The sequence below is a fragment of the Vreelandella zhanjiangensis DSM 21076 genome (genome assembly GCF_000377665.1).
GTDB classification, from domain to species: Bacteria; Pseudomonadota; Gammaproteobacteria; order Pseudomonadales; family Halomonadaceae; genus Vreelandella; species Vreelandella zhanjiangensis.
In genome coordinates this window covers 878,493-901,089 of sequence record NZ_KB898646.1, presented here as the reverse complement: position 1 = coordinate 901,089, position 22,597 = coordinate 878,493, and the positions used below count along the sequence as shown (strand labels likewise).

Genomic DNA, 22,597 nt, shown 5'->3' with positions numbered 1-22,597 from the left:
GCTCTTGGCTGGATGCAGGATTTGATGCATGGCTTGATGTATTGCTGGATGATGCCTCCGCGGATACATCCTTGGATGAAGATTGCTTGCTCACCAGCCCATCTCCATAAAAAAGAGTGCCGCTAAGGCGTCAATCAGGATCACCATAAAAATGGATTGCACCACGCTGGACGTAGTGTGGGCGCCAACCGACTGGGCACTGCCGCTGACTTTAAAACCTTCCAGGCAGCCAATCACGGCAATAACAAAGGCAAAGACCGGCGCCTTGCTCAGCCCGACCAGAAAGTGCACCACCGAGACATCTTTTTGTAGAGTGGTCATAAACTGGTGAAATGAAATATCCAGCGAAAGAACTGCAACCAGCGCCCCGCCTAACAAGCCGCTAAGCATGCCTATAAAAGCGAGTAGGGGAAGGCTTACCAGTAGTGCCATGACGCGGGGTAGGACCAGAAGCTCTATCGGATCAAGCCCTTGAGCCTGCAAGGCATCAATCTCTTCATTGGATTTCATTGCCCCCAGCTGGGCCGTAAAGGCGCTCGCTGTTCGGCCAGCCAATAGGATGGCAGCCAAAAGAACACCGAACTCGCGAAGAAACGAGAAGGCGACCAGGTCGATGGTATAAACGGTGGCGCCAAAATCGGCAAGAACGGTAGCCCCCAGAAAAGCGACCACCGCGCCCACCATGAAGGTGAGCAGGGCAACAATGGGGACGGCATTCAGGCCGGTTTGCTGAATATGCGCGACGGTCGCGGTAAAGCGCCAGTGGCGTGGCCGCAATAGCGTTTGGGCAAAGGTGGCCAGTACCAAACCTATAAACGCCAGCAGCTGGCGCTGCTGGGACCACAACCCCATCATTTGCTCGCCGACGCTGGCTAGCGCATCGGTAATACGATGGGTATTGTGACGAGATACATCGAGCGGTGCATCCATGGCCTCGGCGATGCGAACCAGCAGCGCCTGCTGTTCCTTGGGCAGATCTTTCGCCCAGTCGGGCACCTGCTTGGCTTTCTCAACCCCGATAATGCCGATAACCAGTACGGCTCCAGCGGTATCCAGACGCTGTATATCGGTCAGCGATACCGTCTCGTCTGCGTGATTCTTCGCGTAAGACGTGGAGGCTTTCTTAAGCTCTTGGTAATGGTTAAGTGTCCATTCCCCTTGTAAAACTAACTTCCCATCCTGGCGCGTTATCCACTCACTTGGCATCCCTGCTCCTCTACACCCGCCTATCGTTAAGTTTCTATGATGCATTCAAACGAGCGTTAGGGAAAGGCCAAGAAGCATAAACTCAGCGCATCAGTTTATGCTTTGGAGCGAGTTCCTGCTTAATTTGAGCTGCCACTTCTTTAAGCCTCGGGCCAAGATTATTGACCAGACGATCATGATCCAAACGCAAGCTGGATCCCCCACAGTTGATCGCCAGCACTTCAGCGCCATCCTCTAGAATCAGCGGCATGGCAACGGCGCTAATATCGCGTTGCCAGTCCTGCTCGGATAAGCAAAAGCCGTAATAGGCATAATCTTCCATGCTTTGCTTAATGGAAGCTTCCAGAGCAGGCCACTCTTTTCCATGGAATGCCGCCAGCTCTTTAAGAATTTGTTGGCGACGTGTTTCAGGCAAGCCGCATAGCCAGGCTCGGCCTATTGCCGAGGTGGCTATTGGCAAGCGTGAACCAACGTCCAAGCGAATGATCAGGGGGCCGCTACCGTGACACGTCTCCAGATAAACCATATCGCTACGGTCAGCGCCGCCCAGGCTCACGTTACAATCCGTGGCATCGGCAAATTTTTGCAAATGCGGACGCGCGACTTCACGAATGCCCATATTGGCCAGAAACCGATACCCCAGCGCCAGTACGCCGGGGCCTAAGCGGTATTTCTCCAAATGAGTGTTGTGCTGTAAATAACCTAGCTGGGTTAAGGTATAGGTCAAGCGCGAAACCGTGGGACGTGGAATCCCGGTTCGATTGGAAAGCTCCGCGTTACCCAGGTATTCCTCGCCATTGCCGAAGGCACGCATCAGCTCTAATCCGCGTGCCAGTGCAGTAACGAAATTGCGATCTTTTTCCGGCAGCTGCGGATCATCAGCAGTATTGTCGATAGCGGTCATTAATAATTCCAGCAGAGAATGTCTTATAGCAGCAAGTATCGCATAAGTGCTTAATAACCATACAAAGCGCTATCAACGAAACGACCCAGGCGCTAGCGATATTGGATTCGCCAAGTTGGATTAGGGATTGAGCCGCTCGATAATCGTCGCAATACCCTGGCCAACTCCAATACACATGGTCACCAGGGCGTAACGTCCCCCCGTTGCCTCCAGCTGGCGCAATGCCGTCAGAGCCAGGCGCGCGCCCGAGGCACCTAACGGGTGGCCGATCGCGATGGCGCCTCCGTTAGCGTTTAGGCGCGGATCGTCGGCGGATAGCCCTAACTGCTGTACGCAGCCCAGCACTTGAACGGCGAACGCCTCATTAATTTCAATAACATCCATTTGCTCAAGGGTAAGCCCTGCTCGGCTTAAGGCTTTTTGTGAAGCAGGCACCGGACCCAAGCCCATTACGCGTGGCGCAACGCCAGCGACGGCACTCGCCAAAATACGCGCGCGCGGGCGCAACCCAACCCGTTCGCCGGCCCCCAATGTGCCAACAATTAACGCCGCAGCGCCATCGTTAAGCCCGGATGCATTCCCGGCCGTCACCACGCCGCCTTCAAACAGGGCATTTAGTTTGGCAAGCTTGTCTTCAGTGCTTTGCGGACGCGGGTGTTCATCTTTATCAACTATTAGCGGCGGCTGTTTACGCCCTTGAGGGACCTCAACGCCAAACATCTCAGCATCGTAAAAACCGGCGGCCAGCGCTTGGGCGTAGCGCGCCTGGGAGCGGGCCGCAAAGGCATCGCTTGCGTCACGGCTAATATTCAGATCATGGGCAATATTGTCCGCCGTTTCAGGCATGCTGTGGCTGCCGTACTCGTTGGCGATCCACGGGTTGGGAAAGCGTGAGCCAATCACCGTATCGTACATTGGCTGGTTACGGGCAAACGCGGCGTCTGCCTTGCCGAGCACATAGGGCGCACGGGACATGGATTCCACGCCACCGGCCAGAAATAGCTCGCCCTCGTTTAGCCGGGCTGCACGAGCGGCATCCATCATCGCCGCCAAACCACTGCCGCAAAGGCGATTGACCGTTTGCCCCGCCACTTCGATAGGCAGGCCCGCCAGCAGCGCACCATGACGAGCGACATTACGGGAATCCTCGCCTGCCTGGTTAGTGCAGCCTGCGAGCACCTCTTCATAGCTTTCAAGGGCGAAAGGATTGCGGGCGACCAGGGCTTTCAGCGTCAACCCCAGCAGTTCATCCGGGCGAATAGCCGCTAGGCTACCGCCATGGCGCCCAAAAGGTGTACGTAAACCATCATAAATATAGGCGTCTTGCATAATGATTCTCCCGATTATTCTTATGGCCGATAGCTGTCATGAAAACGGTTGTTCTGAACGAGGGTGCTGGTACGCATTAGGCTTTAGTAAGCGACATCTGCAGGGCGGCGCGGCGGCGCAACCACGGGCTAGGGCGGTAACGGGGGTCGCCGGTCGCATCCAGCAGGTTGGTGAGTATCGTCATAATGCGTACTGGCCCGTAATGGTCGCCCATGCGTAGCGGGCCGAAGGGGTAGCCCAAGCCAAGTTCTACCGACCGGTCGATAGTGGCAGGGTCGGCAACGCCCTGCTGGGCAATGTCGGCACCTACATTGACGATACAGGCAATAATGCGCTGAAGCACAAAGCCATTGCTGTCCTGCAGCGTGCTCACCGGGGTGCCGTCATGGCTGAGTAAGCTGGCCGCTGCTTGAGCGAAATTAGTATCGGTCAGCGGTGTCGTCATCAAGCTGCGGCGTTTTTCAAGGCCTGCCAGCATATCTATCGCAACGCACTGTTTGGCATCTAGACCTTGGCGAAGCGCGCAGCTGGTGGCATCTTCGCCCAGTGGGGTCAGCAGGCAGAGCGCTTTTTCGGTGGGCTGTGTAGCGGTTTCTAAAGCCCAGCCAGCCGCTTCTACCAGTTCCCTAAGCGCAGCAGCATGATCGGGGTCGTCTTGGCTAATCCATACCGGGCAAGGGGATATTGAGGCTATGGCCGGCTCATCCGACATCTGCTGCTGGCCTTCAACATAGCGGTAAAAGCCTTCGCCGGTTTTACGGCCCAATAGACCCGCGCTCAGGCGTTGACGCGTTAACGGTGAAGGGCGAAAACGCGCCTCTTCATAATATTGGTGATAGATCGATTCCATTACCGCATGAGAAACATCCAGACCCGTTAAATCAAGCAGTGTGAAAGGCCCCATCCGAAAACCGCCCTGGTCGACCATAATCCGGTCGATCGTCGCCGCCTCGGTGACGCTTTCACCCAGAATTTTAAGCGCTTCAGTGCCGAAGGCGCGTCCAGCATGATTGACCAGAAAGCCAGGCGTGTCGGTTGCCTGGGCAGTAAAGTGGCCCATGGCGTCGCCCAGCGCGTTTACTCGCTGGGTAACATCGCTGGCCGTGCGCAGACCAGGAATAACCTCGACGATTTTCATCAGCGGAACGGGGTTAAAGAAGTGAAAGCCGATGACCCGTTCTGGGTACTGACACGCCGCTGCAATAGCCGTTACTGATAGCGAAGAGGTATTTGTTGCCAGCACCGCCTGCTGGCTAACAATTTCTTCTAGATCGCTGAACAGCCCCTGCTTGGCCTCCAGCTTCTCAACGATCGCTTCGACCACAATATCGCAGGGGGCGAGGGCGGCCAGCTCGGTTGCCTCGCGCAGGCGCTGGCTATATTGCTGTGCTTGTTCGGCAGTAATGCGCTGCTTGTCAGCGCTTCTCTGCCACAGGCCATTAATGAAGGTTTGCGCTTCTTGTACGGCACCTTCTTTGACGTCAAAAAGCATGACGTCAAGGCCTGCCTGAGCGGCTAATTGGGCAATGCCGCGCCCCATGGCGCCAGTGCCAACAATGCCAAGCGTGGTGAAGGGGAGCGATGTTGAGTCGTTAGCCATGTATTAAATCCTTGCTTTGAATTTATTTTGTTCTGCATTGCAGAATGGCGTTTCGTTTATTGACTGCCATCCTAGGCTATGCAAAAGTGCCTGACAAGAAAAGTGAACGTTAATTCCGCCAGGCAGAATCTAATGGGTTGATTCACTTTATCTCACTCTAAAAAGATTAAAACCGATTATTCACGCCAGGAGCCATCATGATTCGTGATACTGAATTGCTCAATCAACTCGTTGATACCATCTCTCGCTTTGTTCGCGAACGGTTAATTCCTAATGAAACGCGCTTAGCCGAAGAGGATGCGGTACCTGCTGAGCTTCTGGCGGAAATGAAGGAAATGGGATTGTTTGGTTTATCCATTCCTGAAGAGTACGGCGGCCTGGGGCTTACCATGGAAGAAGAGGCGTTGGTGGCCATGGAAATTGGTAAAACCTCGCCTGCCTTCCGCTCGGTATTCGGGACCAATAACGGCATTGGTGCCCAGGGCATTTTGATAGATGGCACTGAGGAGCAAAAAGCCAAATATGTACCGCGCTTGGCTACCGGTGAAATCTTGAGTTCGTTTTGTCTTACCGAACCCGATTCCGGCTCCGATGCGGCCAGCCTGCGCACCACGGCGGTACGCGATGGCGATCACTACATTTTAAATGGCACCAAGCGCTATATCACCAATGGCCCTGAAGCCGACCTGTTTACCGTGATGGCGCGTACAGACCCCGCTAATAAAGGAGCCGGGGGTATTTCTGCGTTCATCGTTGAAGGTGACACGCCTGGTTTAATCCGCGGCCCGGCTGATAACAAGATGGGCCAAAAGGGCGCGCATACCTGCGATATCATTTTTGATAATTGCCGAGTGCCCGCCGAGAACATTATCGGCGGCAAAGAGGGCCAAGGGTTTAAAACCGCCATGAAAGTGCTGGATAGAGGGCGGCTACATATTTCAGCGGTATGTGTTGGCGTGGCAGAGCGCCTAGTGGAAGAGTCGTTACGTTATACGATGGAGCGCAAGCAGTTTGGCGCCGCGCTTGCCGAGCACCAGCTGATCCAGGCGATGCTAGCCGATAGTAAAACCGAAGCCTACGCGGGAAGAACCATGGTGATGGACGCTGCGCGCCGCAAGGACGATGGTGAAAACGTCTCCACGCTTGCCTCATGCTGCAAGCTGTTCTGCGCTGAAATGGTTGGCCGGGTAGCTGATCGCGCGGTGCAGGTTCATGGCGGTGCAGGCTACATGTCGGAGTATGCGGTAGAGCGCTTTTATCGTGACGTGCGGCTGTTTCGTATCTACGAAGGCACCACGCAAATTCAGCAAATCGTCATTGCGCGCAATATGGTGCGGGAGGCGTCCTAATGACTTTGTCGGTTGCCTACCAGGCCCAGGATGAGGAGATTTTTGGACGCTGGGCAAGCGAGCTGGTGGCTGAGCTTCCTGAACGGCTCAGTACGCGCGTGCTTGAAAACGCGCAGCGTCTTGGTGACCAGCCTGCCATTGTAGATGGCCAGGTGCGCTGGAGTTATGCCGAGCTGGGTCAGGAAATACATGCCGCCTGCCACTGGCTAAAAACGCTGAGCATTCGCCCTGGCGACCGTATCATGACGGTGAGTGAGAACTGTCGTGCCCTGGTGGTATTGCTTCTCGCGGCCAGCGAAATGGATGTGTGGTTAGCCATCGTCAATTCACGCCTTTCTGCTCAAGAGGTTGACCTGATTCAGGCTAACTGCCTACCTCGGCGAGTGTTTTATACCTGTGAAGCTTCTCCTGAGGCCGCTCAGCATGCAGAGCGCCACATGGCTGAGCGCTATCAGCATCCGCAATGGGGCGAATTGGCTATCTCGCCCTTGTATGAGAGCGACCCCGAGCCGGTAAGCGCCAGTGGGGCTGACCAAGTCGCGGCGATGATCTATACCTCCGGAACAACGGGCACGCCCAAGGGCGTCATGCTGACCCACCGGGGCATCCTGTATATCGCTTCGATTTCAGGCGGCATGCGCCATTTAAGTCAAGGCCAGCGTGTGTATGGCGTGCTGCCCATGTCGCATGTATTTGGGCTTTCATCGGTATGCATGGGCTCTCTTTATAACGGGGCCTGTCTTTATACCGTGCCTCGGTTTGACGCCGCCCAACTCCTGGCTGCGTTGAAGCAGGAGCGGATTACCGTTCTGCAGGGCGTACCCGCCATGTACGCCCGTGCGCTGGAGTTTTTAAAGCGCGAACAGCGCTCCCTGGAAGCCCCTGAGCTAATCTATATCTCCGCCGGCGGATCGCCGCTGGATAGCGACACCAAAGTGCGTGTAGAAGCAGCTTTTGGTCTGACACTGCATAACGGTTACGGCTTGACCGAAGCCAGCCCCACCATTAGCCAAACGCGCATCGATGACCGCTATACCAGCAGTACGGTCGGCCGGGTATTGCCGCTTCTGGAATATCGTCTGGAGCCTTTAAGTGATAGCGGCAACGACGAGCCGTCTGGCGATGAGGTCGGCGAGCTTTGGGTGCGGGGCCCCAATATCATGAAAGGCTATTTTCGTCAGCCGGAAGCTACCCGCGCGACGTTAAATGAAGACGGCTGGCTTAATACGGGAGACATTGCCCGGCTTGGCGCCGAGAACCAGCTGTATATTGTGGGGCGCAGTAAAGAGCTGATCATTCGCTCTGGGTTTAATATTTATCCCCCCGATGTCGAAGCAGTCATCAACGAGCATCCGGCAGTCACGCTAACCGCCGTAGTAGGACGCCAAATCGCGGGTAATGAAGAAGTCGTTGCTTTTGTGCAGTGCGAGGCGGGCATTGAGGTTGATATGGCAGAACTCAAGGCATTTATTGCCGAGCGGCTGGCGCCCTACAAGCGACCGACTCAAATTGTACTAATGGATGCGCTGCCTTCTACGGCGAGCGGCAAAATTCTTAAAGGGCGGCTGCGTGATTTAGCCCAACAACGCGATTTAGACCAACAACGTGATTTAGCCCAGCAGGAGAGCCGCTCATGAGTCATTCATCCAGCGCTGAGTCGTCAACCGATAACGCGCCGCAGCAGGCGCTTATGGGGTATCACGAACTGCTGGGAATGCAGGTAGTGGAGTGGCAGGAAGGGCGCGCCGTGGTCGAACTTGCCATCAAGCCCCAGCACCTTAATCGCAGCGGCAATGTTCACGGTGGCGTATTGGCCTCGATGTTGGATAGCGCCTTGAGCCTTGCGGGCCTGCACTGCAGCGTACCCGGCAATATTCGCCGCGGCATGACGCTCTCGCTAACCACCAGCTTTGTAGGGCCTGCCCGTGAAGGAGTGATCCAAGCGATAGGCACGGTACGCGGCGGTGGGCAAAAGACGTATATGTCGAGCGGTGAAATCAAGGATTCCCAGGGAAACCTGGTGGCCATCGGGGAGGGCGCATTTCGTCGGCGCAGCGGAAGCGAGTCGCCTGAGGGGATGCCAGACCCGCTGGCTGGGGAGGGCCACGAGTGAGCCCAGCCCGCCTGCGGGTATCTTTTCTGCTAGTCGTAACCTCGGCAACGCTTATCCATCTGGTACTTGGTAGTCGTCTGTTCGAAGCATTGGGAATTGGCGCGCTACTGCTATATCTACTGACCCTTGGCGGTCAGCTTACAACGATGGCCAAAGGGTTGCTCGGGGTAGCCGGTGGGGTAAGCCTACTGGCGCTTTGGCGCTCGCCTGCACCCGCTCAGCTGCTTTTTGACGCTGGAGGACGCTTTGCGTTTTTTGCGACCTTTGTGGTGGCGCTTAGTATGCTCAGGCTACCTGCTTACCGTTCACGGTTAGTGCGCCGTTGTGGGCAGAGTATGCTGCTGCAGCCACCCAGTCGGCGTTACCCCATCCTATCGCTAGGTTCGGCACTCTTCGGCATTATTCTGAATATTGGCGTGCTGAATCTGTTTGCATCGATGATTGAAAAGAGTAACACCCTGGAAGCGGCGCAAGGGCGCGTATGGGTTCAGCAGGCACGCCAGCGGCGCATGATGCTTGGGTTGTTGCGTGGATTTGCTTTGGCGCCGCTGATTTCGCCAATGGGCATTGGCGTTGCCGTTGTGCTCTCAAGTCTGCCGCAAATTACCTGGCTTGAGCTTGCGCCGTATATTTTGGGGGCCGCCGCGCTGATATTTTTTGTCGGCTGGGCCATCGATTTTTTGACCGGCCCCCATCCACCTGGCAATAACGCTAAGCCTGTATCACCATCGTTGCGGCCAATGGTCCAGTTCAGTTGGCTATTGATGGCCATTGTAACGCTGGTCTTCTCGATTGCCTGGCTGGGTGAATTGCGTTTACCCATTGCGGCGCTACTAGGCGCGCCGCTAGCGGCGATTATCTGGCTTGCATGGCAGCGTCGTCGTCTTGGTTATGCGGGAGTACCTGGTGCGTTGAGTACGCTGCATCGACAGCTGCCCTGGTTACTTTCGCCTAGTGCTAATGAAATTGTGGTATTGGGTGCGGCAGGCTACTTAGGGCATTTGTGCGTCGGTCTGGTCGATGTTCAGCAACTTACCCCTCTATTGGGCGTACTCGACCAGTGGGGAGCATTTAACGCCGTCTTAGCCATGCTCATGGTCGTAGGGTTAGCCCAGATCGGTGTCAATCCCATCGTAACGGTTACATTATTGCTGGGACTGCTGCCGCCGTTAATGATTGAAGGTCTTTCGCCTATCCTGATCGGCGCCTCATTAATGGTGGGCTGGGCACTGGCACTGATGTCCTCACCAATGACCGCTTCCATGCTGATTTTATCAAGATTTACCGGCGTGCCCGCCACGCTCATCGGCTATCGTTGGAATGGAAGGTTTCTGGCAGCGTGTATCCCTCTATTGGCGGCCTGGTTTTTATGGTCGCCGTTTTAATCAGACACTAAAGGCAGGAACGCTTGATTTATCGCGAGCGTTTTTTTAAGGTGTTTTAATAAAGTGAAATAATGTTTTGCTGTGCAAAATAAATCATCCGCGCTTTAAACGTTGAACAAGCCGCTAGCTCAACGTATCAGGGCTGATCAAAGAGAGCATGTCATATGAAAATTCTCGTCGCGGTTAAACGCGTCATCGATTACAACGTCAAGATCCGCGTTAAAGCGGATCATTCCGACGTGGATCTTACCAACGTCAAAATGGCCATGAACCCCTTCTGCGAAATCGCCGTGGAAGAAGCCGTGCGCCTCAAAGAGAAGGGTGTGGCCACGGAGGTCGTTGCCGTCAGCATTGGCCCCAAGGCCGCTCAGGAACAGCTGCGTACCGCACTGGCGCTGGGCGCCGACCGTGCGCTGCATATCGAAACCGACGAACGGGCCGAGTCGCTGGCGGTCGCCAAACTGTTGGCCAAAGTTGTCGATGCAGAGCAGCCCGGTTTGGTGATTCTGGGTAAACAGGCGATCGATACCGATAACAACCAAACCGGCCAGATGCTCGCTGCGCTGACCAACCTGCCGCAAGGCACGTTTGCCTCGGAAGTGGCTGTCGACGGGGACAAGGTCAACGTCACCCGTGAAATCGACGGCGGTCTGCAGACGATTGCGCTGACGCTCCCGGCGATTGTGACCACCGACCTGCGCCTGAACGAGCCGCGCTACGCCAAGCTTCCGGACATCATGAAGGCCAAGAAAAAGCCCATGGACGTCAAGACCCCTGCCGATTATGGCGTTGAGGTGGCGTCCAAGGTCAGCCTGCTCAAGGTGGAATCCCCGGCCGAGCGCAAAGGCGGCATCAAGGTCGCCTCGGTGGACGAATTGATCGATAAACTTAAAAACGAAGCCAAGGTGCTTTAAGAGGAGTCGAACGCATGAGCATTCTGGTACTTGCCGACCTTCATGAAGGCCAGTTGGCGGGCGCAACCGCCCATGTGGTGGCGGCCGCCAAAGCGATCGGTGGCGATATTGATGTGCTGATCGCTGGGGAGGGCGTTCAAGCCGCCGCTGACGCGGCCGCCAAGCTGGACGGCGTCAGCAAAGTGCGCGTGGCGGATAACGCCGTCTATGCCCACCAGCTCGCCGAGCCCATGGGCGCCTTGCTGGTCGAGCTGGCCGGCGACTACACCCACGTATTAGCCAGTGCCTCCACCACGGGCAAAAACGTGCTGCCACGCTTGGCCGCCCTTAAAGATGTCAGCCAGCTGTCTGACGTGATTGGGGTGGAAAGCGCGGATACCTTCAAGCGCTCGATCTACGCGGGCAACGCCATCGCCACGGTGAAAAGCGACGATGTGCTTAAGGTGATGACCGTACGCACCACCGCGTTTGACGCGGTCGGCGACAGCGGTAGCGCCACGGTGGAAGCGGTAGACGTGGTTGTCGAGAACACCCAATCTAGCTTTGTGAAACAGGAACTGGCGCAGTCCGACCGCCCCGAACTCGGCGGTGCCAAGGTGGTGATCTCCGGTGGCCGCGGCATGGGCAACGGCGACAACTTCAAGCTGCTCAACGGGATTGCCGACAAGCTGGGTGCGGCGGTAGGTGCCTCGCGCGCCGCGGTGGACGCAGGCTTTGTGCCCAACGATATGCAGGTTGGTCAAACCGGTAAAATCGTCGCCCCGGATCTGTACATCGCGGTAGGGATCTCCGGCGCCATTCAGCACCTGGCGGGCATGAAGGACTCCAAGGTGATCGTCGCGATCAACAAGGACGACGAAGCGCCGATCTTCCAGGTGGCCGACTACGGCCTGGTAGGCGATCTGTTCGAGATCCTGCCCGAGCTTGAAAGCAAGTTGTAAGCCATGAGGCGCAAAAAGGCCCCCCAGGGGCCTTTTTTGCGCTAAGCCTTATAAAAATAACCAGTGAGATGCCCATGCTAACGCGCTTAACCGCTTCGTTAACTCTGCCGATGATCGGCTCTCCAATGTTTATTGTCTCTGGGCCAGAGCTGGTCATTGCCCAGTGTCAGGCTGGCATTATCGGGGCTTTTCCGGCCCTAAATGCCCGGCCCGCTGAAACGCTCAGGGAATGGCTCGAACAGATCACTCAAGCCCTGGCTGACTATGATAAACGCCATCCGGAATGCCCCTCTGCACCTTTTGCGGTTAATCAGATCGTACACCCCACGAATGATCGACTGGAGCACGACGTGGCGCTGTGCGCCGAGTTCAAGGTGCCGCTGGTGATTACCAGCCTGCATGCTCCTAATCGGGTGGTGGAGCAGGTGCATGCCTATGGCGGACTGGTATTTCATGATGTGACCACGCTGCGACACGCCAAAAAAGCGATTGATGCCGGCGTCGATGGTCTTATTTTGGTTTGCCATGGTGCAGGTGGGCATGCCGGTGGGCTCAATCCGTTTGCCTTTGTGGACGAGGTGCGCCGCTTTTACGACGGCCCGTTGGTACTGGCAGGCGCCATTACTCAAGGTAAGCAGATTGCCGCTGCCCAGGCGCTAGGCGTGGACTTGGTATACATGGGCACGCGCTTTATCGCCACCCAGGAGGCAAATGCTTCATCGGCTTACAAGCAGATGGTGCTGGATTCGGCGGCGGTGGATATTGTGTATACCAACTTGTTTACAGGCGTTCACGGTAACTATCTGCGCGCCAGTATTGAGCAAGCGGGGCTAGACCCCGAGGCGTTGCCGCAAGGTGACAAAGCCTCGATGCGCTATGGTTCAGGCGGCAGCAGTAAATCCAAAGCGTGGCGTGATATTTGGGGTGCCGGGCAAGGCGTGGGCAGTATTACTACGCTTAATAGCGTCGCCGAAGAAGTGGCCACGCTACGCAGCGATTATCAGCAGGCGCTGACTCATTTGCGGCGGCTTTGACGAAAGGCCGCCACTCGCGTCTGAAAATCATCGGATGCTTTGCACTGATCCTGCAGTTCCCCCTCTAATTTCATGGTATCGCCAAGCGAATGCTGTGCCGCTTCCCGCAATGCACGCTTGGTTGCGCTCAACGCTTGGGGTGATTGACCAACCAATGCCTGCGCCAGCGCGCGGGCTTGCACCAGCACCTGGTCATCTTCCACAACGCGGTTGGCCAGGCCAAGTGCCATGCAGCGTTCAGCCGTAATCGGGGTTGCCAGCGCGGCCATTTCAAAAGCCTGGGCATGACCAAGCTGGCGCACCAAGTGCCAACAGGCGCCGCCATCGGGAATCAAGCCAATATTGATAAAGGCGAGCTTGAGGTAAGCCGAACGTCCCATGACCACCATATCGCTGGCGAGCACATAGGAAACACCAATGCCTGCTGCCGCACCACTGACCGCCGCAATCACCGGTTTTTCCATCGTCATCAAGGTGCGCAAAGCGGGTAAAAAGAGTGTCTCAAGCCGCTCGCTGGCCGGCTGGGAGGCCGCCTTTTCAAACTCGGCAAGGTCTGCGCCAGCGCAGAATGCACTACCTGAACCGTAAATAATCACGCAGCGCACCCGGTCATCCTGTGCCACGTTTGCGAGTGCTTCGTTAAGCGCCAGAGCGGTAGGCTCATTTAGCGCATTGCGAACATCTGGCCGGTTGATGGCAACTTCGACGATACCGTTTTCAATCGCACTGAGACTAATCAACTCACTAGGGTTATCCGGCATACAAAGCTCCTTAAGCAACGCTTAGCTGGTCACTGACCGTCTCAAGGTGATAGTCGCTATCGCCAAGATAGTGATCAAACATGACCAGATGCTTGGCATAGTGAGCCACATGGCACTCTTCTGTCATGCCCATACCGCCGTGGAGCTGAATCGCCTGCTCGGCAATAAAGCGTGCTGACTCACCACAATACGCCTTGGCCGCGGCTATTTTATAGTCCCGCTCATCAGCGGGCAGTGACAGGCTGGTGCAAGCTAAAATCGCCATGGAACGCGATTGCTCAAGGTGTAGGTGCATATCGACCATGCGGTGCTGAAGCGCTTGGAACGTCGCGAGCGGCAGCCCAAATTGCTTGCGATCCTTTAAATAGGCCAGGGTTTGATCGCAGGCCTCTTCCATCGCCCCAATGGCGTCGGCACATAGCGCCGCGCGGCCCAAGGCAAGCACGTCGATCAGCGCCTCACTGACATCTTCACTCAGGCAGTTTTCATCTGGCAGCGTAACGTCATCAAGGGTTAGGTCGCCGGCGGCCTGGTCATCCATGGTGCGGTAGAGGTGCAGCGATAGGCCGGGAGTGCCCGCAGGCAAGATAAATAGGCCTAGCTTACCGCTTTCCAGCCGAGCGGTGACCAAGTAGGCGGCAGCGGCTTCCAGGTTCAGCACGACATCTTTTCTGCCGGTTAACCGCCATTGAACGTTGTGCTTTATAGCTTGGGTAGATACGGCAAAGGCATCGTAGCGGGCACCATGCTCTTGCCAGGCGAGCGCCAATTGATGCTCACCCTCAAGGAGCGGGGCCAGCCAGCGGGTTTGCTGCACGCTGTTGGCGGTCAAGGCGAGGAGCTGGCCCGGCAGCACCAGGCCTGCCACATAGGCTTCGGGTACCAGCCCACGGCCCAGCGCCTGCATGATAATCATAAGATCCGTACCATCACCGCCTAAACCGCCCACCGCTTCGCTAAAGGGCATATGCAGCAAGCCAAGCTCGGCAAAGGTACGCCAAAGCGTAGAGGGCGCTTGGCGGGGTGCATCCAGCATGGCGCGACGCTGGGTGGGGGAAACCTGATCAGCCACCAAGCGGGTGAGCGTCTCTTCGAGCATGCGCTGCTCGTCGGTCAAAGCAAAATCCATGGTGGCGTCCTTACATTTCTAGAATGGTTTTGGCGACGATACTTTTTTGTATTTCATTGGCGCCGCCATAAATCGATAGCTTGCGGCGATTAAAATACTGCGCGCTGGCGGACGCGCTTTGCGCGTTGGCGTCATCCAACGGTGCATCGCCGTGCAGAAAATCAGGAAAGAAGGGCAGCGCCGCCGGGCCAAGCGCACGCCGAGTCAGCTCGCTTAGCTCCTGGCGAAGCTCAGACCCGCGTACCTTGAGTAGCGAGCTTTCCGCGCCGGGGGCGCCGCCATCCCGGGTGGCCGCAATCACGCGTAGGTTGGTGACTTCAAGGGCCATGAGCTCAAGCTCCGCCTTTACCACCCGTAAACGAAAGCTAGGTAGCGCCAGCAAAGGCTTGCCACGATGCTCAATACGGCTGGCCAGCGATTTCAAATGACGCAGTGCTTGCTTGGCGTGGCCCAGACCGGCAATACCGGTACGTTCATGGGTAAGTAGAAACTTGGCGCAGGTCCATCCCTGGCCCTCTTCACCCACGCGATTTTCAACCGGCACCCGGACGTTGTCTAAAAACACTTCATTTACCTCGTGGGCACCATCGAGGGTAATGATCGGGCGCACCGTAATGCCTGGGCTCTGCATATCAATCAGTAAAAAACTGATGCCCGCCTGTTTCTTGGCATCCGGGTTGGTGCGCACCAGACAAAACAGCATGTTGGCGTGCTGGCCCAGCGTGGTCCAGGTCTTCTGGCCGTTAACGATGTAGTGATCGCCTTCGCGTACGGCGCGTGTATTCAACCCCGCCAGGTCAGAGCCTGCGCCTGGCTCTGAGTAGCCCTGGCACCACCAATCCTGGTTGCTCAAAATGCGCGGCAGATAGTGCTGTTGCTGCTCAGGACTGCCGAATTTCATGATAACCGGGGCCACCATGTTAACCCCGAAGGGCACGACCGTCGGCGCGTGAGCTGCGGCACACTCCTCATCGAATATATGCCGCTCGACAGGCCCCCAGCCGGGGCCGCCGTGCTCCGTTGGCCAATTAGCGGCTAGCCAGCCCTGCGCGCTAAGAATGTTCTGCCAGCGTAGATGATCATCGGCTCGCAGATGACGCCCCAGGCGCACGCGCTCACGGATATCACCGGGCAACGCATCGGCTAGAAAACGACGAACCTGGGCGCGAAATGCCTGCTCTTCGGGGCTAAAGGTAAGATTCATCGTTATACGTCCTTAGCCGTTGAGAGCGCTGCCTGGCGGTGCGGCCCACCTAAGTGGCGCGGGTAGCCCAGCGCCTCTACCGCGAGTAAATCGATATCGCTTTCGCGGTAGCAAAAGCCCTGCTGTGCAATGCCGATGCTTGCCTGTTCAAGGGCTGAGCGTTTTTCGCTGGCTGGGGCCTGCTGAGTCGCTTCGTACAGTGTGTTGAGTAAGCTACGCTTCTGGCTGACCACTACGTTTGCCCTAAGGGCTTTGAGCGTAAGCGCAGCGCGTTGCTGAGTAAGCGGCTCAGCGCCTAGATTGACCAGCTCAATCAAATCACCACTTTGGGGAATGACCAGGCTTAACGCGGTGTTGATGTCACCTTGATTGCCAATTTCGGTCAGGGTAATGGTAGTAATATGGAGTGGTTGCTCCGCATGGCTTGTCGATGCAATAAGGCACAGCTCGGTGTTTTCGTTAGCAGTATCAGTTAACTGAATGCCGGCCCGCTGGGCGGCTTTTTGTAAGCGTTCAAATAGCGGATGCTCGCCGATTAACGCCACTTGGTTAAAGGCGCTGGCATTCTCGACCCCAGGGACAATGTGCGGGCTGCGCGCAGCGAAAAACAGATGAATAAGCCCCGCACGCTGAGGCGAATCCATACAGGCGACAAAAAGCTCCCGCTCGCGGCGCAACCCGCCTTGAAGCGAGTCAGCCGTTACGCTTGCTTCGATTGCTTCAACAATGCGAAACGGTGAAAAAAGTTCCGGCGTTTCCCAAGTAAGGCGCTTACGCGTATCGGCAATCGCTTGCGAGTCGCTTTCAGGCGCAGGCAGGGTGCCGGTAATACGCGAGGTTTGTTGGCCGGATAACACCGCGTGTGCCGCTGATAAGCCCGCTTCAAGCGGTGTCTTGGCGGTGCTAACGTCATCAATGATCCCCGCCTCAAGCGCTTCTGTAGCCTCAATGAAGCGCCCGCTAGTAATCATTTCGAGCGCACGCTCAACGCCGACTAAGCGTGGCAGCCGTTGGGTGCCTCCCGCGCCGGGCAGTAGGCCCAGCTTTACTTCTGGCAGCCCTACGCGGGTGCCTTCCAGTGCGGTGCGGTAGTGGCAGCCCAGCGCTACCTCCAAGCCGCCGCCGAGCGCCGTACCGTGTAGCGCCGCAATTAAAGGTTTCGGGCAGGCTTCGAGTTGAGCAATCACATCCGGTAAAAGCGGCGCTTGGGGCGGCTTGCCAAACTCACGAATATCCGCGCCGGCAATAAAGGTTCGCCCCTCTGCTAATAGCACCAGCGCTTTAGCGTCAGAGTCGGCAATGCCTTCTTCAAGCGCATTGATCAAGCCACTGCGCACTGCCTGACCCAGGGCGTTAACCGGTGGGTTGGCAATTTGGATAACGCCTATATCGCCGTGGCGCTGATAATGAACGGACATGGCCTGCTCCCGTGCTGTGTTTAGTGGCATTGGTAATATCTATGTAAATCGTTAGTTGACTATATAAATCATTAGTTAACGTGTCCTAGGCTGCCATCAAGGTTCTATGGCCGTCGGGGCATGAGAGCGCTGATGATAGCGTTGGCTTAAGCGTGCCAACAAAATGCCGGGCACTAGTGCGGCAAGTGCCAGACCAATTAGCTCCCATTGGCTCAGCGGCACCATTCCACCCCCGGGTAATGCCAGCAACAGCCCCGCGATAAGAATCAAGCTGCGAATGATGATCTCCTGCAGGGCGCCATAACCCAGGCGGCCAACGCCCATCAGATAGCCCTGCATGGCTGAGGCAAACAAGATGATGCCGATAACCGCCTGGATAAACACGGCAACGATCATAAGCGGCGTGCCCTGCATAATTAGCGCGGGGTTAAGTACGAACAAAAAAGGAATAAAGTAAATGACGCTACCCAGGCGCATCGCCTGTAGGCCTGTTTCCATCGGCCGGGCACCGGCAACGGTAGCAGCGGCAAACGCCCCCAGCGCTACTGGCGGTGTGATAAAACTCAGCATGCCCCAGTAGAGGATGAACATGTGTACTGCCATGGGGTCCAGGCCGCCGCCCTGAATCAAGGCTGGTGCCAGAGCCACTGCCAGGAAGATATAAGCCGCGGTGACGGTCATGCCAATGCCAAGCACGAAGCTGGTAACGGCGCCCATAATCAGCAGCAAGGGCACGCTGCCTCCGGCGATATTAATGAAATCATTAGCGATGGTGCCGGAAAGGCCGGTCATCGAAAGTGCGCCGACCAGCATGCCGACGCCTGCCAGAATGGCAATCAGCTCGGCAAACAGCTTAGCCGCCGATGACAGCGTATCGGCTACGTCCTTCCAGCCCCAGCGGTTGTGCTTGGAGAACTGATTGAGCACCAGCAGGAGGGCGGTGGCGTAAAACGGCGCCACGGCTTCGCGCTGCATGATCAGCAGCATCCAGACGAGTAAGGCGAAAACGAAAATAAAGTACCAGCCCTCTTTGAGTGTCTGCTTCAGCGAAGGCAGCTCAATGGCCGGCAGGCCTTTTATATCGTGACGCGCGGCGTAGGCGTCTATCTGAATAAAAAGGCCTAAAAAATACAGGATAGAGGGAATAACGGCGGCAAGCGCCACGGCCGAATAGGGAATGTCCAGAAACATCGCCATGACAAACGCTGTGGCACCCATTACCGGGGGCATTAACACGCCGCCTGTTGAGGCACAGGCTTCAACGCCGCCCGCAAAAGAGCGGCTCATGCCGATACGCCGCATGGCCGGAATTGATAATACGCCGGTAGTGAGCACGTTACTGATGACGCTACCGCTCATGGAGCCCATCAGGCCACTCGAGAAAATCGAAACTTTGGCCGGGCCGCCGCGCACATGGCCTAGCAACGCAAACGCCAGATTGATGAAAAACTTGCCGCCACCGCTTTTTTGCAGCACAACGCCAAATACCAAAAAGCCGATTACCAGGCCCGCGAATGCCTGTAACGGTACCCCCATGATGCTTTCGGTACTCATGGTGTGGTACATGGCGGTTTGTTCAAGGGTGGATGGGAACGCCTGGATTGGCCCAGGGACAATGTCAGCCACCAGCGGATAAAGCGAGAACACACCTGCAATAATCGCAATGGGCAAGCCGCCAGCTCGCCGGGCCGCCTCAACGATTAATAACCAGTAGGCGTAGCTTGCATAGATCGCAAGCTGCGGAGCGTCGAACGCCCAGCCGCGCTCCAGAATGGGCACCGCGTTAACAACAAAGTAGCCACCCACGATGAGCGTTGCAGCACTTAGCAGATAGTCGTACCACGGGATAGGCTGCTCCTGCTGGCTGCTACGCATGGGCCAAAGCAAGAAAACCAAGGGAAGCAGAAGCGCGACCACAGCGTAATAAAATTGTGTTTCCAGGCCCGTGACAAAGGTAAGCAACCCCAGGTTGAAAAGAAAATCCAGCGTCATCAGCATCAAAATGACGGTCACTGTGGCGGGGACCCAGCGCAGCGCCGGGGGCAGCTCACGGATCTGGCTGATCTTTTCTTTAACCTGCTGATTATTGGCAGGAGCAGTATCTGTAGTCATGGCGAGGTATCTTTGGTTATGGCGACTATGATATGGAAAGATCGTCAATCAGCAGAGGGCGGCGAATGCCGCCCTTTGACGTATTGCCCGAGGACTTGAGTATTACTCGAAGATCGGTTCGAAGCCGGCATCACTCAATGCGCTGGCGCGGGCTTCCATCCATGCGGTAGTAAAGGCCTCGTCATCACTGGGTGCGTCCTGCATAAAGCTTTCCCAGGCGCTTAACAGCACGTTCTGGCGTTCAACCAGTTTATCCTGGTGCGCCTGCATTTCATCGGTCCATACATCGATCTCTTTGTAGTACTCGACCACGGCGTCGTGGAACGGCACTACCCATTGAAGGTCCTGCTGATCCAAGGCGTAACCAAGCGCACCGGGAGCGTTATCCTTGTAGTCGTCAAAATTCTCCTGCATCGCTTTGATCAGGCCGTAAGCGACGTTGTCTTCCAGGTCTTGATTGGCCACCACGATAGGATACGGATAGCTGGCACTGGGCACCGGATTGTCCGCGCTGATGCCGCCTGCGCCTGATGTGGCTTCATGAGGGCGAAAATAAGGCGCCACCGCGGCCATGCGCTCCCAGCCTGCTTCATCGTTAGGGTCGAGCACCGGCCAGCTGATACCGCGCGGGCTGCTGGCAAGCTGCTGGGCCGGAGGAGTGACAGTGGTCGTAAATGAGGCGTCTACATCACCGGCGATAATGCCATCAAACGAACGGCCGTAGCCTGGGTAATCGACCCGTTCAACGTCATCCCAGGTAAGCCCGCCAAACGCCAGGTACGCTTCGGTGCCTTTATTTAGCGCATCATCGCCGCGTATATAGGCAATGCGCTTGCCCGCTAGATCTGCGGGTGTTTCAACATCCAGATCGCCCGCCACCGCCAGAGAAAGGCCAAAAGAGGCAGTCGACGTGGTAATCACGCGCAGCGGCTGAGGGCCCCAGTCGCGATCGGCAAACATCATCACGCCTTCAGCGCCGTAGTAACTGGCTATACCGCACGCACAAAGGTCAACACGCCCTTGCTTTAGCGGTGTCATGCGAGAGACATCGTTGTCTCCCGGCAGAATGCGCACCGATGAGTCGTATTTGTTTTGCAGCATATTGCCGATGGCCACGGCTTGAGCGTAACCGCTCGAGTTAGTGCCGTAGGCAGTCCATGCCATGGTGGAGGGCAATTCAACCTCGTTGGCATAGGTAACAGCGGCACTTAACAACGAAAGTGGTAAGGCGGCGATGAGAAGGCGATGGGCGAAAGGGCGCATTGGCAGGCTCCATTATTATGTTTGTCGTTACATTTAGTTACTTAGTGTTTTGCTATGCGGTATTTGGTTTTGCTTAGTGGTCGAGTGATAGTAGGTAAGCCAATGGGGAAATGTCAATGCTGTTGTCAATCCAGACCAAAAACACCCTCATCTGAAATGCAAAAAGCCAGGTAAAAACCTGGCTTTTCAAAAAATTGAATGAGCAAGTAAATTATGAGAATTCGCGCCAGGCCGCGTAAGTACTCAAAAAAACCCGGCCTGTCAGAGCGTCCAAAAAATCACTCTTTTTCAGCTTGTCCATGACGGGGCCTTTCACCTCAGATAGATGCAGCTTCACGTTGGAGTCTTTCAGCCGGGCATTGATTGCATCCAGGCTTTCCAAGGCGGAAGCATCAATCAGGTTAACCGCGGAGCAAATCAGCACAACGTGCTCAAGCTCAGGATGGCTTGCAACCAGGTTGTAGACGGTATCTTCCAAATAGCGGGCGTTAGCGAAATAGAGGCTTTCATCAATACGCAGTAACGCCACGTTGCTGACGGTTTCCACATCATGGCGGGCGGTATTACGAAAATGTTCGGTATCGGGCACCCGGCCCACAATAGCGCTATGCGGGCGGCTGGTACGGTAAAGAAATAGCGCAATAGACAGAGTGACGCCGCCGATAATGCCCGCTTCAATACCTTCTACCAAGGTTAGCAGGATGGTCACTGCCATTGCGGCAAAATCACTGCGCGAATAGCGCCACGTTTGGCGCAGCATGGGGATATCCACCAGAGTGAGTATGGATACCGAAATAGTCGCAGCCAGTGTGGCAATGGGCAGGTAGTAAAGCCAACCGGTAAACGACATGGTGACCAGCGCAATACCCAAGGCTGCAAAGGCGCCAGCAGCGGGCGTTTGTGCCCCAGCATCGTAGTTGATAACGGTGCGCGATAAGCCGCCAGTGACCGGCATACCGCTAGTGATACCGGCGGCAAGATTGGCTGCTCCCAAACCAATCAACTCCTGATTGGGGGAAATACGCTGGCGCCGTTTGGCAGCGAGCATTTGTCCCATGGAAACCGACTCAACAAAACCTACCAAGCTGATCAGCAGCGCCGGGATTAATAACGCTCGCCATAGTGAAGCGTCTGCCCAGGGAAAGCTGAGGGCGGGCAAGCCGCTGGGGATGGCGCCGACCACCGCGACACCTGACGCTGCCAGCTGCCAATGCCAGGTGATCAGTGAGGTAGCAACTACCGCAAACACCGGACCTGCCTTGGTGAGCAAATCAGCAAGGGCGGGGGGGATACCAAACCGGGTGAGGGTCTGCTTGCCATAACGGCGCATGGCGATTAAAAACGTCAGCGTACCGGCGCCTATCCCAAGTGTGTAGGGGTTAAACGCGGGTAAATTGGGGATTAGCGTGATGGCTCGTTCAATCAGGGTAAAACCACTGCTGGACACACCCAGCAAGCTACCTAGCTGGCTTGCCGCAATTAATATGCCCGAGGCGGTTAAAAAGCCTGAAATAACGGGGTGGCTTAAAAAGTTGCTAAAAAAGCCCATGCGAAGCGCGCCCATGGTCACCAATATCAGGCCTGAAAGTAGCGAAAGGACTAACGCGGCCTGCAGATACGCCTCTGTGCCAGGCTGGGCAATAGATGAGAGTGCCGCGCCGGTCATTAGCGCAATAATGGCCACTGGCCCTACGGCAAGCGTGCGGCTTGTTCCCATCAGGGTATAAAACAGTTGGGGCAGGATGCTGGCGTACAAACCAACAACGGCAGGCAATCCCGCCAGCAATGCATAAGCCAGCGACTGTGGAATCACCATGGCGGTAACAATGACACCCGCCAGCATATCAGCGCCCAGCAAGCGCTTATGATAGTGAGGCAGCCACGTAAAAATAGGCAAGTAACGCTTCAGCATGAACTTATGGACCGTTTGGAAGC

The 22,597-nt window shown here is 56.2% G+C and carries 18 protein-coding genes; 7 read left to right on the top strand and 11 right to left on the bottom strand.

Translation table 11 applies throughout. The features are described from left to right. Positions 1-90: 90 nt before the first annotated feature. From D467_RS0104050 to D467_RS0104035, 4 genes are all read right to left on the bottom strand, one after another. Positions 91-1,206, bottom strand: a complete 1,116-nt coding sequence (locus tag D467_RS0104050) for an ABC transporter permease (protein ID WP_018916233.1) — start codon at positions 1,204-1,206, stop codon at positions 91-93. Between the two features lie 82 nt (positions 1,207-1,288). Beyond that, positions 1,289-2,110: an IclR family transcriptional regulator gene (locus D467_RS0104045; protein ID WP_018916232.1), complete on the bottom strand. Its 822-nt coding sequence runs from the start codon at positions 2,108-2,110 to the stop codon at positions 1,289-1,291. 120 nt (positions 2,111-2,230) lie between these two features. After that, entirely contained in the window at positions 2,231-3,439 is a 1,209-nt protein-coding gene (locus D467_RS0104040; protein ID WP_018916231.1) for a 3-oxoadipyl-CoA thiolase, read from the bottom strand. 76 nt (positions 3,440-3,515) lie between these two features. Continuing rightward, on the bottom strand, positions 3,516-5,039 hold the full coding sequence (locus tag D467_RS0104035) for a 3-hydroxyacyl-CoA dehydrogenase (protein WP_018916230.1): 1,524 nt from the start codon (positions 5,037-5,039) through the stop codon (positions 3,516-3,518). Positions 5,040-5,236: 197 nt separating this feature from the next. Here D467_RS0104035 and D467_RS0104030 point away from each other — a divergent pair, with 197 nt between their 5' ends. The 7 genes from D467_RS0104030 to D467_RS0104000 all read left to right on the top strand — a co-directional run bounded on the left by D467_RS0104030 (position 5,237) and on the right by D467_RS0104000 (position 12,775). After that, the gene (locus tag D467_RS0104030) at positions 5,237-6,388 is read left to right on the top strand and encodes an acyl-CoA dehydrogenase family protein (protein WP_018916229.1); all 1,152 of its coding nucleotides are present in this window, start codon (positions 5,237-5,239) and stop codon (positions 6,386-6,388) included. Continuing rightward, the gene (locus tag D467_RS0104025; protein ID WP_018916228.1) at positions 6,388-8,025 is read left to right on the top strand and encodes a class I adenylate-forming enzyme family protein; all 1,638 of its coding nucleotides are present in this window, start codon (positions 6,388-6,390) and stop codon (positions 8,023-8,025) included. Before D467_RS0104030 ends, D467_RS0104025 begins: the two co-directional genes overlap by 1 nt. Beyond that, positions 8,022-8,501 carry a PaaI family thioesterase gene (locus tag D467_RS0104020; protein WP_018916227.1) on the top strand — a complete coding sequence of 160 codons (480 nt, stop codon included), beginning with the start codon at positions 8,022-8,024 and terminating at the stop codon, positions 8,499-8,501. The genes D467_RS0104025 and D467_RS0104020 overlap by 4 nt, the downstream gene beginning before the upstream one ends. Beyond that, positions 8,498-9,886 carry a hypothetical protein gene (locus D467_RS0104015; RefSeq protein WP_018916226.1) on the top strand — a complete coding sequence of 463 codons (1,389 nt, stop codon included), beginning with the start codon at positions 8,498-8,500 and terminating at the stop codon, positions 9,884-9,886. The genes D467_RS0104020 and D467_RS0104015 overlap by 4 nt, the downstream gene beginning before the upstream one ends. Before the next feature lie 164 nt (positions 9,887-10,050). Beyond that, on the top strand, positions 10,051-10,800 hold the full coding sequence (locus tag D467_RS0104010) for an electron transfer flavoprotein subunit beta/FixA family protein (protein WP_018916225.1): 750 nt from the start codon (positions 10,051-10,053) through the stop codon (positions 10,798-10,800). 14 nt (positions 10,801-10,814) lie between these two features. Further along, positions 10,815-11,741: an electron transfer flavoprotein subunit alpha/FixB family protein gene (locus tag D467_RS0104005; RefSeq protein ID WP_018916224.1), complete on the top strand. Its 927-nt coding sequence runs from the start codon at positions 10,815-10,817 to the stop codon at positions 11,739-11,741. Positions 11,742-11,815: 74 nt separating this feature from the next. Then, entirely contained in the window at positions 11,816-12,775 is a 960-nt protein-coding gene (locus tag D467_RS0104000) for an NAD(P)H-dependent flavin oxidoreductase (protein WP_018916223.1), read from the top strand. Here the strand turns inward: D467_RS0104000 and D467_RS0103995 are convergent. From D467_RS0103995 to D467_RS0103965, 7 genes are all read right to left on the bottom strand, one after another. Then, the gene (locus D467_RS0103995) at positions 12,757-13,536 is read right to left on the bottom strand and encodes an enoyl-CoA hydratase/isomerase family protein (protein ID WP_018916222.1); all 780 of its coding nucleotides are present in this window, start codon (positions 13,534-13,536) and stop codon (positions 12,757-12,759) included. The two genes, D467_RS0104000 and D467_RS0103995, sit on opposite strands and share 19 nt — an antisense overlap. A gap of 10 nt (positions 13,537-13,546) precedes the next feature. Next, entirely contained in the window at positions 13,547-14,665 is a 1,119-nt protein-coding gene (locus D467_RS0103990) for an acyl-CoA dehydrogenase family protein (protein WP_018916221.1), read from the bottom strand. Between the two features lie 10 nt (positions 14,666-14,675). Next, positions 14,676-15,869: an acyl-CoA dehydrogenase family protein gene (locus tag D467_RS0103985; RefSeq protein WP_018916220.1), complete on the bottom strand. Its 1,194-nt coding sequence runs from the start codon at positions 15,867-15,869 to the stop codon at positions 14,676-14,678. A gap of 2 nt (positions 15,870-15,871) precedes the next feature. Beyond that, entirely contained in the window at positions 15,872-17,287 is a 1,416-nt protein-coding gene (locus tag D467_RS0103980) for an enoyl-CoA hydratase/isomerase family protein (RefSeq protein WP_018916219.1), read from the bottom strand. 96 nt (positions 17,288-17,383) lie between these two features. Next, positions 17,384-19,399 (bottom strand): TRAP transporter permease, encoded by a 2,016-nt coding sequence (locus tag D467_RS0103975; RefSeq protein ID WP_018916218.1) that lies wholly within the window; start codon positions 19,397-19,399, stop codon positions 17,384-17,386. 102 nt (positions 19,400-19,501) lie between these two features. Continuing rightward, the gene (locus tag D467_RS0103970) at positions 19,502-20,662 is read right to left on the bottom strand and encodes a TAXI family TRAP transporter solute-binding subunit (RefSeq protein WP_018916217.1); all 1,161 of its coding nucleotides are present in this window, start codon (positions 20,660-20,662) and stop codon (positions 19,502-19,504) included. 211 nt (positions 20,663-20,873) lie between these two features. Beyond that, a complete protein-coding gene (locus tag D467_RS0103965) occupies positions 20,874-22,574 on the bottom strand; it encodes a SulP family inorganic anion transporter (protein WP_018916216.1) in 1,701 nt (566 codons plus the stop codon). Between the last annotated feature and the right edge of the window lie 23 nt (positions 22,575-22,597).

Excerpts from the sequence above, each read along its gene's own strand:
- D467_RS0104050 (WP_018916233.1), bottom strand. The coding sequence starts at position 1,206 with ATGCCAAGTGAGTGGATAACGCGCCAGGATGGGAAGTTAGTTTTACAA.
- D467_RS0104045 (WP_018916232.1), bottom strand. The coding sequence starts at position 2,110 with ATGACCGCTATCGACAATACTGCTGATGATCCGCAGCTGCCGGAAAAA.
- D467_RS0104040 (WP_018916231.1), bottom strand. The coding sequence starts at position 3,439 with ATGCAAGACGCCTATATTTATGATGGTTTACGTACACCTTTTGGGCGC.
- D467_RS0104035 (WP_018916230.1), bottom strand. The coding sequence starts at position 5,039 with ATGGCTAACGACTCAACATCGCTCCCCTTCACCACGCTTGGCATTGTT.
- D467_RS0104030 (WP_018916229.1), top strand. The coding sequence starts at position 5,237 with ATGATTCGTGATACTGAATTGCTCAATCAACTCGTTGATACCATCTCT.
- D467_RS0104025 (WP_018916228.1), top strand. The coding sequence starts at position 6,388 with ATGACTTTGTCGGTTGCCTACCAGGCCCAGGATGAGGAGATTTTTGGA.
- D467_RS0104020 (WP_018916227.1), top strand. The coding sequence starts at position 8,022 with ATGAGTCATTCATCCAGCGCTGAGTCGTCAACCGATAACGCGCCGCAG.
- D467_RS0104010 (WP_018916225.1), top strand. The coding sequence starts at position 10,051 with ATGAAAATTCTCGTCGCGGTTAAACGCGTCATCGATTACAACGTCAAG.
- D467_RS0104005 (WP_018916224.1), top strand. The coding sequence starts at position 10,815 with ATGAGCATTCTGGTACTTGCCGACCTTCATGAAGGCCAGTTGGCGGGC.
- D467_RS0104000 (WP_018916223.1), top strand. The coding sequence starts at position 11,816 with ATGCTAACGCGCTTAACCGCTTCGTTAACTCTGCCGATGATCGGCTCT.
- D467_RS0103995 (WP_018916222.1), bottom strand. The coding sequence starts at position 13,536 with ATGCCGGATAACCCTAGTGAGTTGATTAGTCTCAGTGCGATTGAAAAC.
- D467_RS0103990 (WP_018916221.1), bottom strand. The coding sequence starts at position 14,665 with ATGGATTTTGCTTTGACCGACGAGCAGCGCATGCTCGAAGAGACGCTC.
- D467_RS0103985 (WP_018916220.1), bottom strand. The coding sequence starts at position 15,869 with ATGAATCTTACCTTTAGCCCCGAAGAGCAGGCATTTCGCGCCCAGGTT.
- D467_RS0103980 (WP_018916219.1), bottom strand. The coding sequence starts at position 17,287 with ATGTCCGTTCATTATCAGCGCCACGGCGATATAGGCGTTATCCAAATT.
- D467_RS0103975 (WP_018916218.1), bottom strand. The coding sequence starts at position 19,399 with ATGACTACAGATACTGCTCCTGCCAATAATCAGCAGGTTAAAGAAAAG.
- D467_RS0103970 (WP_018916217.1), bottom strand. The coding sequence starts at position 20,662 with ATGCGCCCTTTCGCCCATCGCCTTCTCATCGCCGCCTTACCACTTTCG.
- D467_RS0103965 (WP_018916216.1), bottom strand. The coding sequence starts at position 22,574 with ATGCTGAAGCGTTACTTGCCTATTTTTACGTGGCTGCCTCACTATCAT.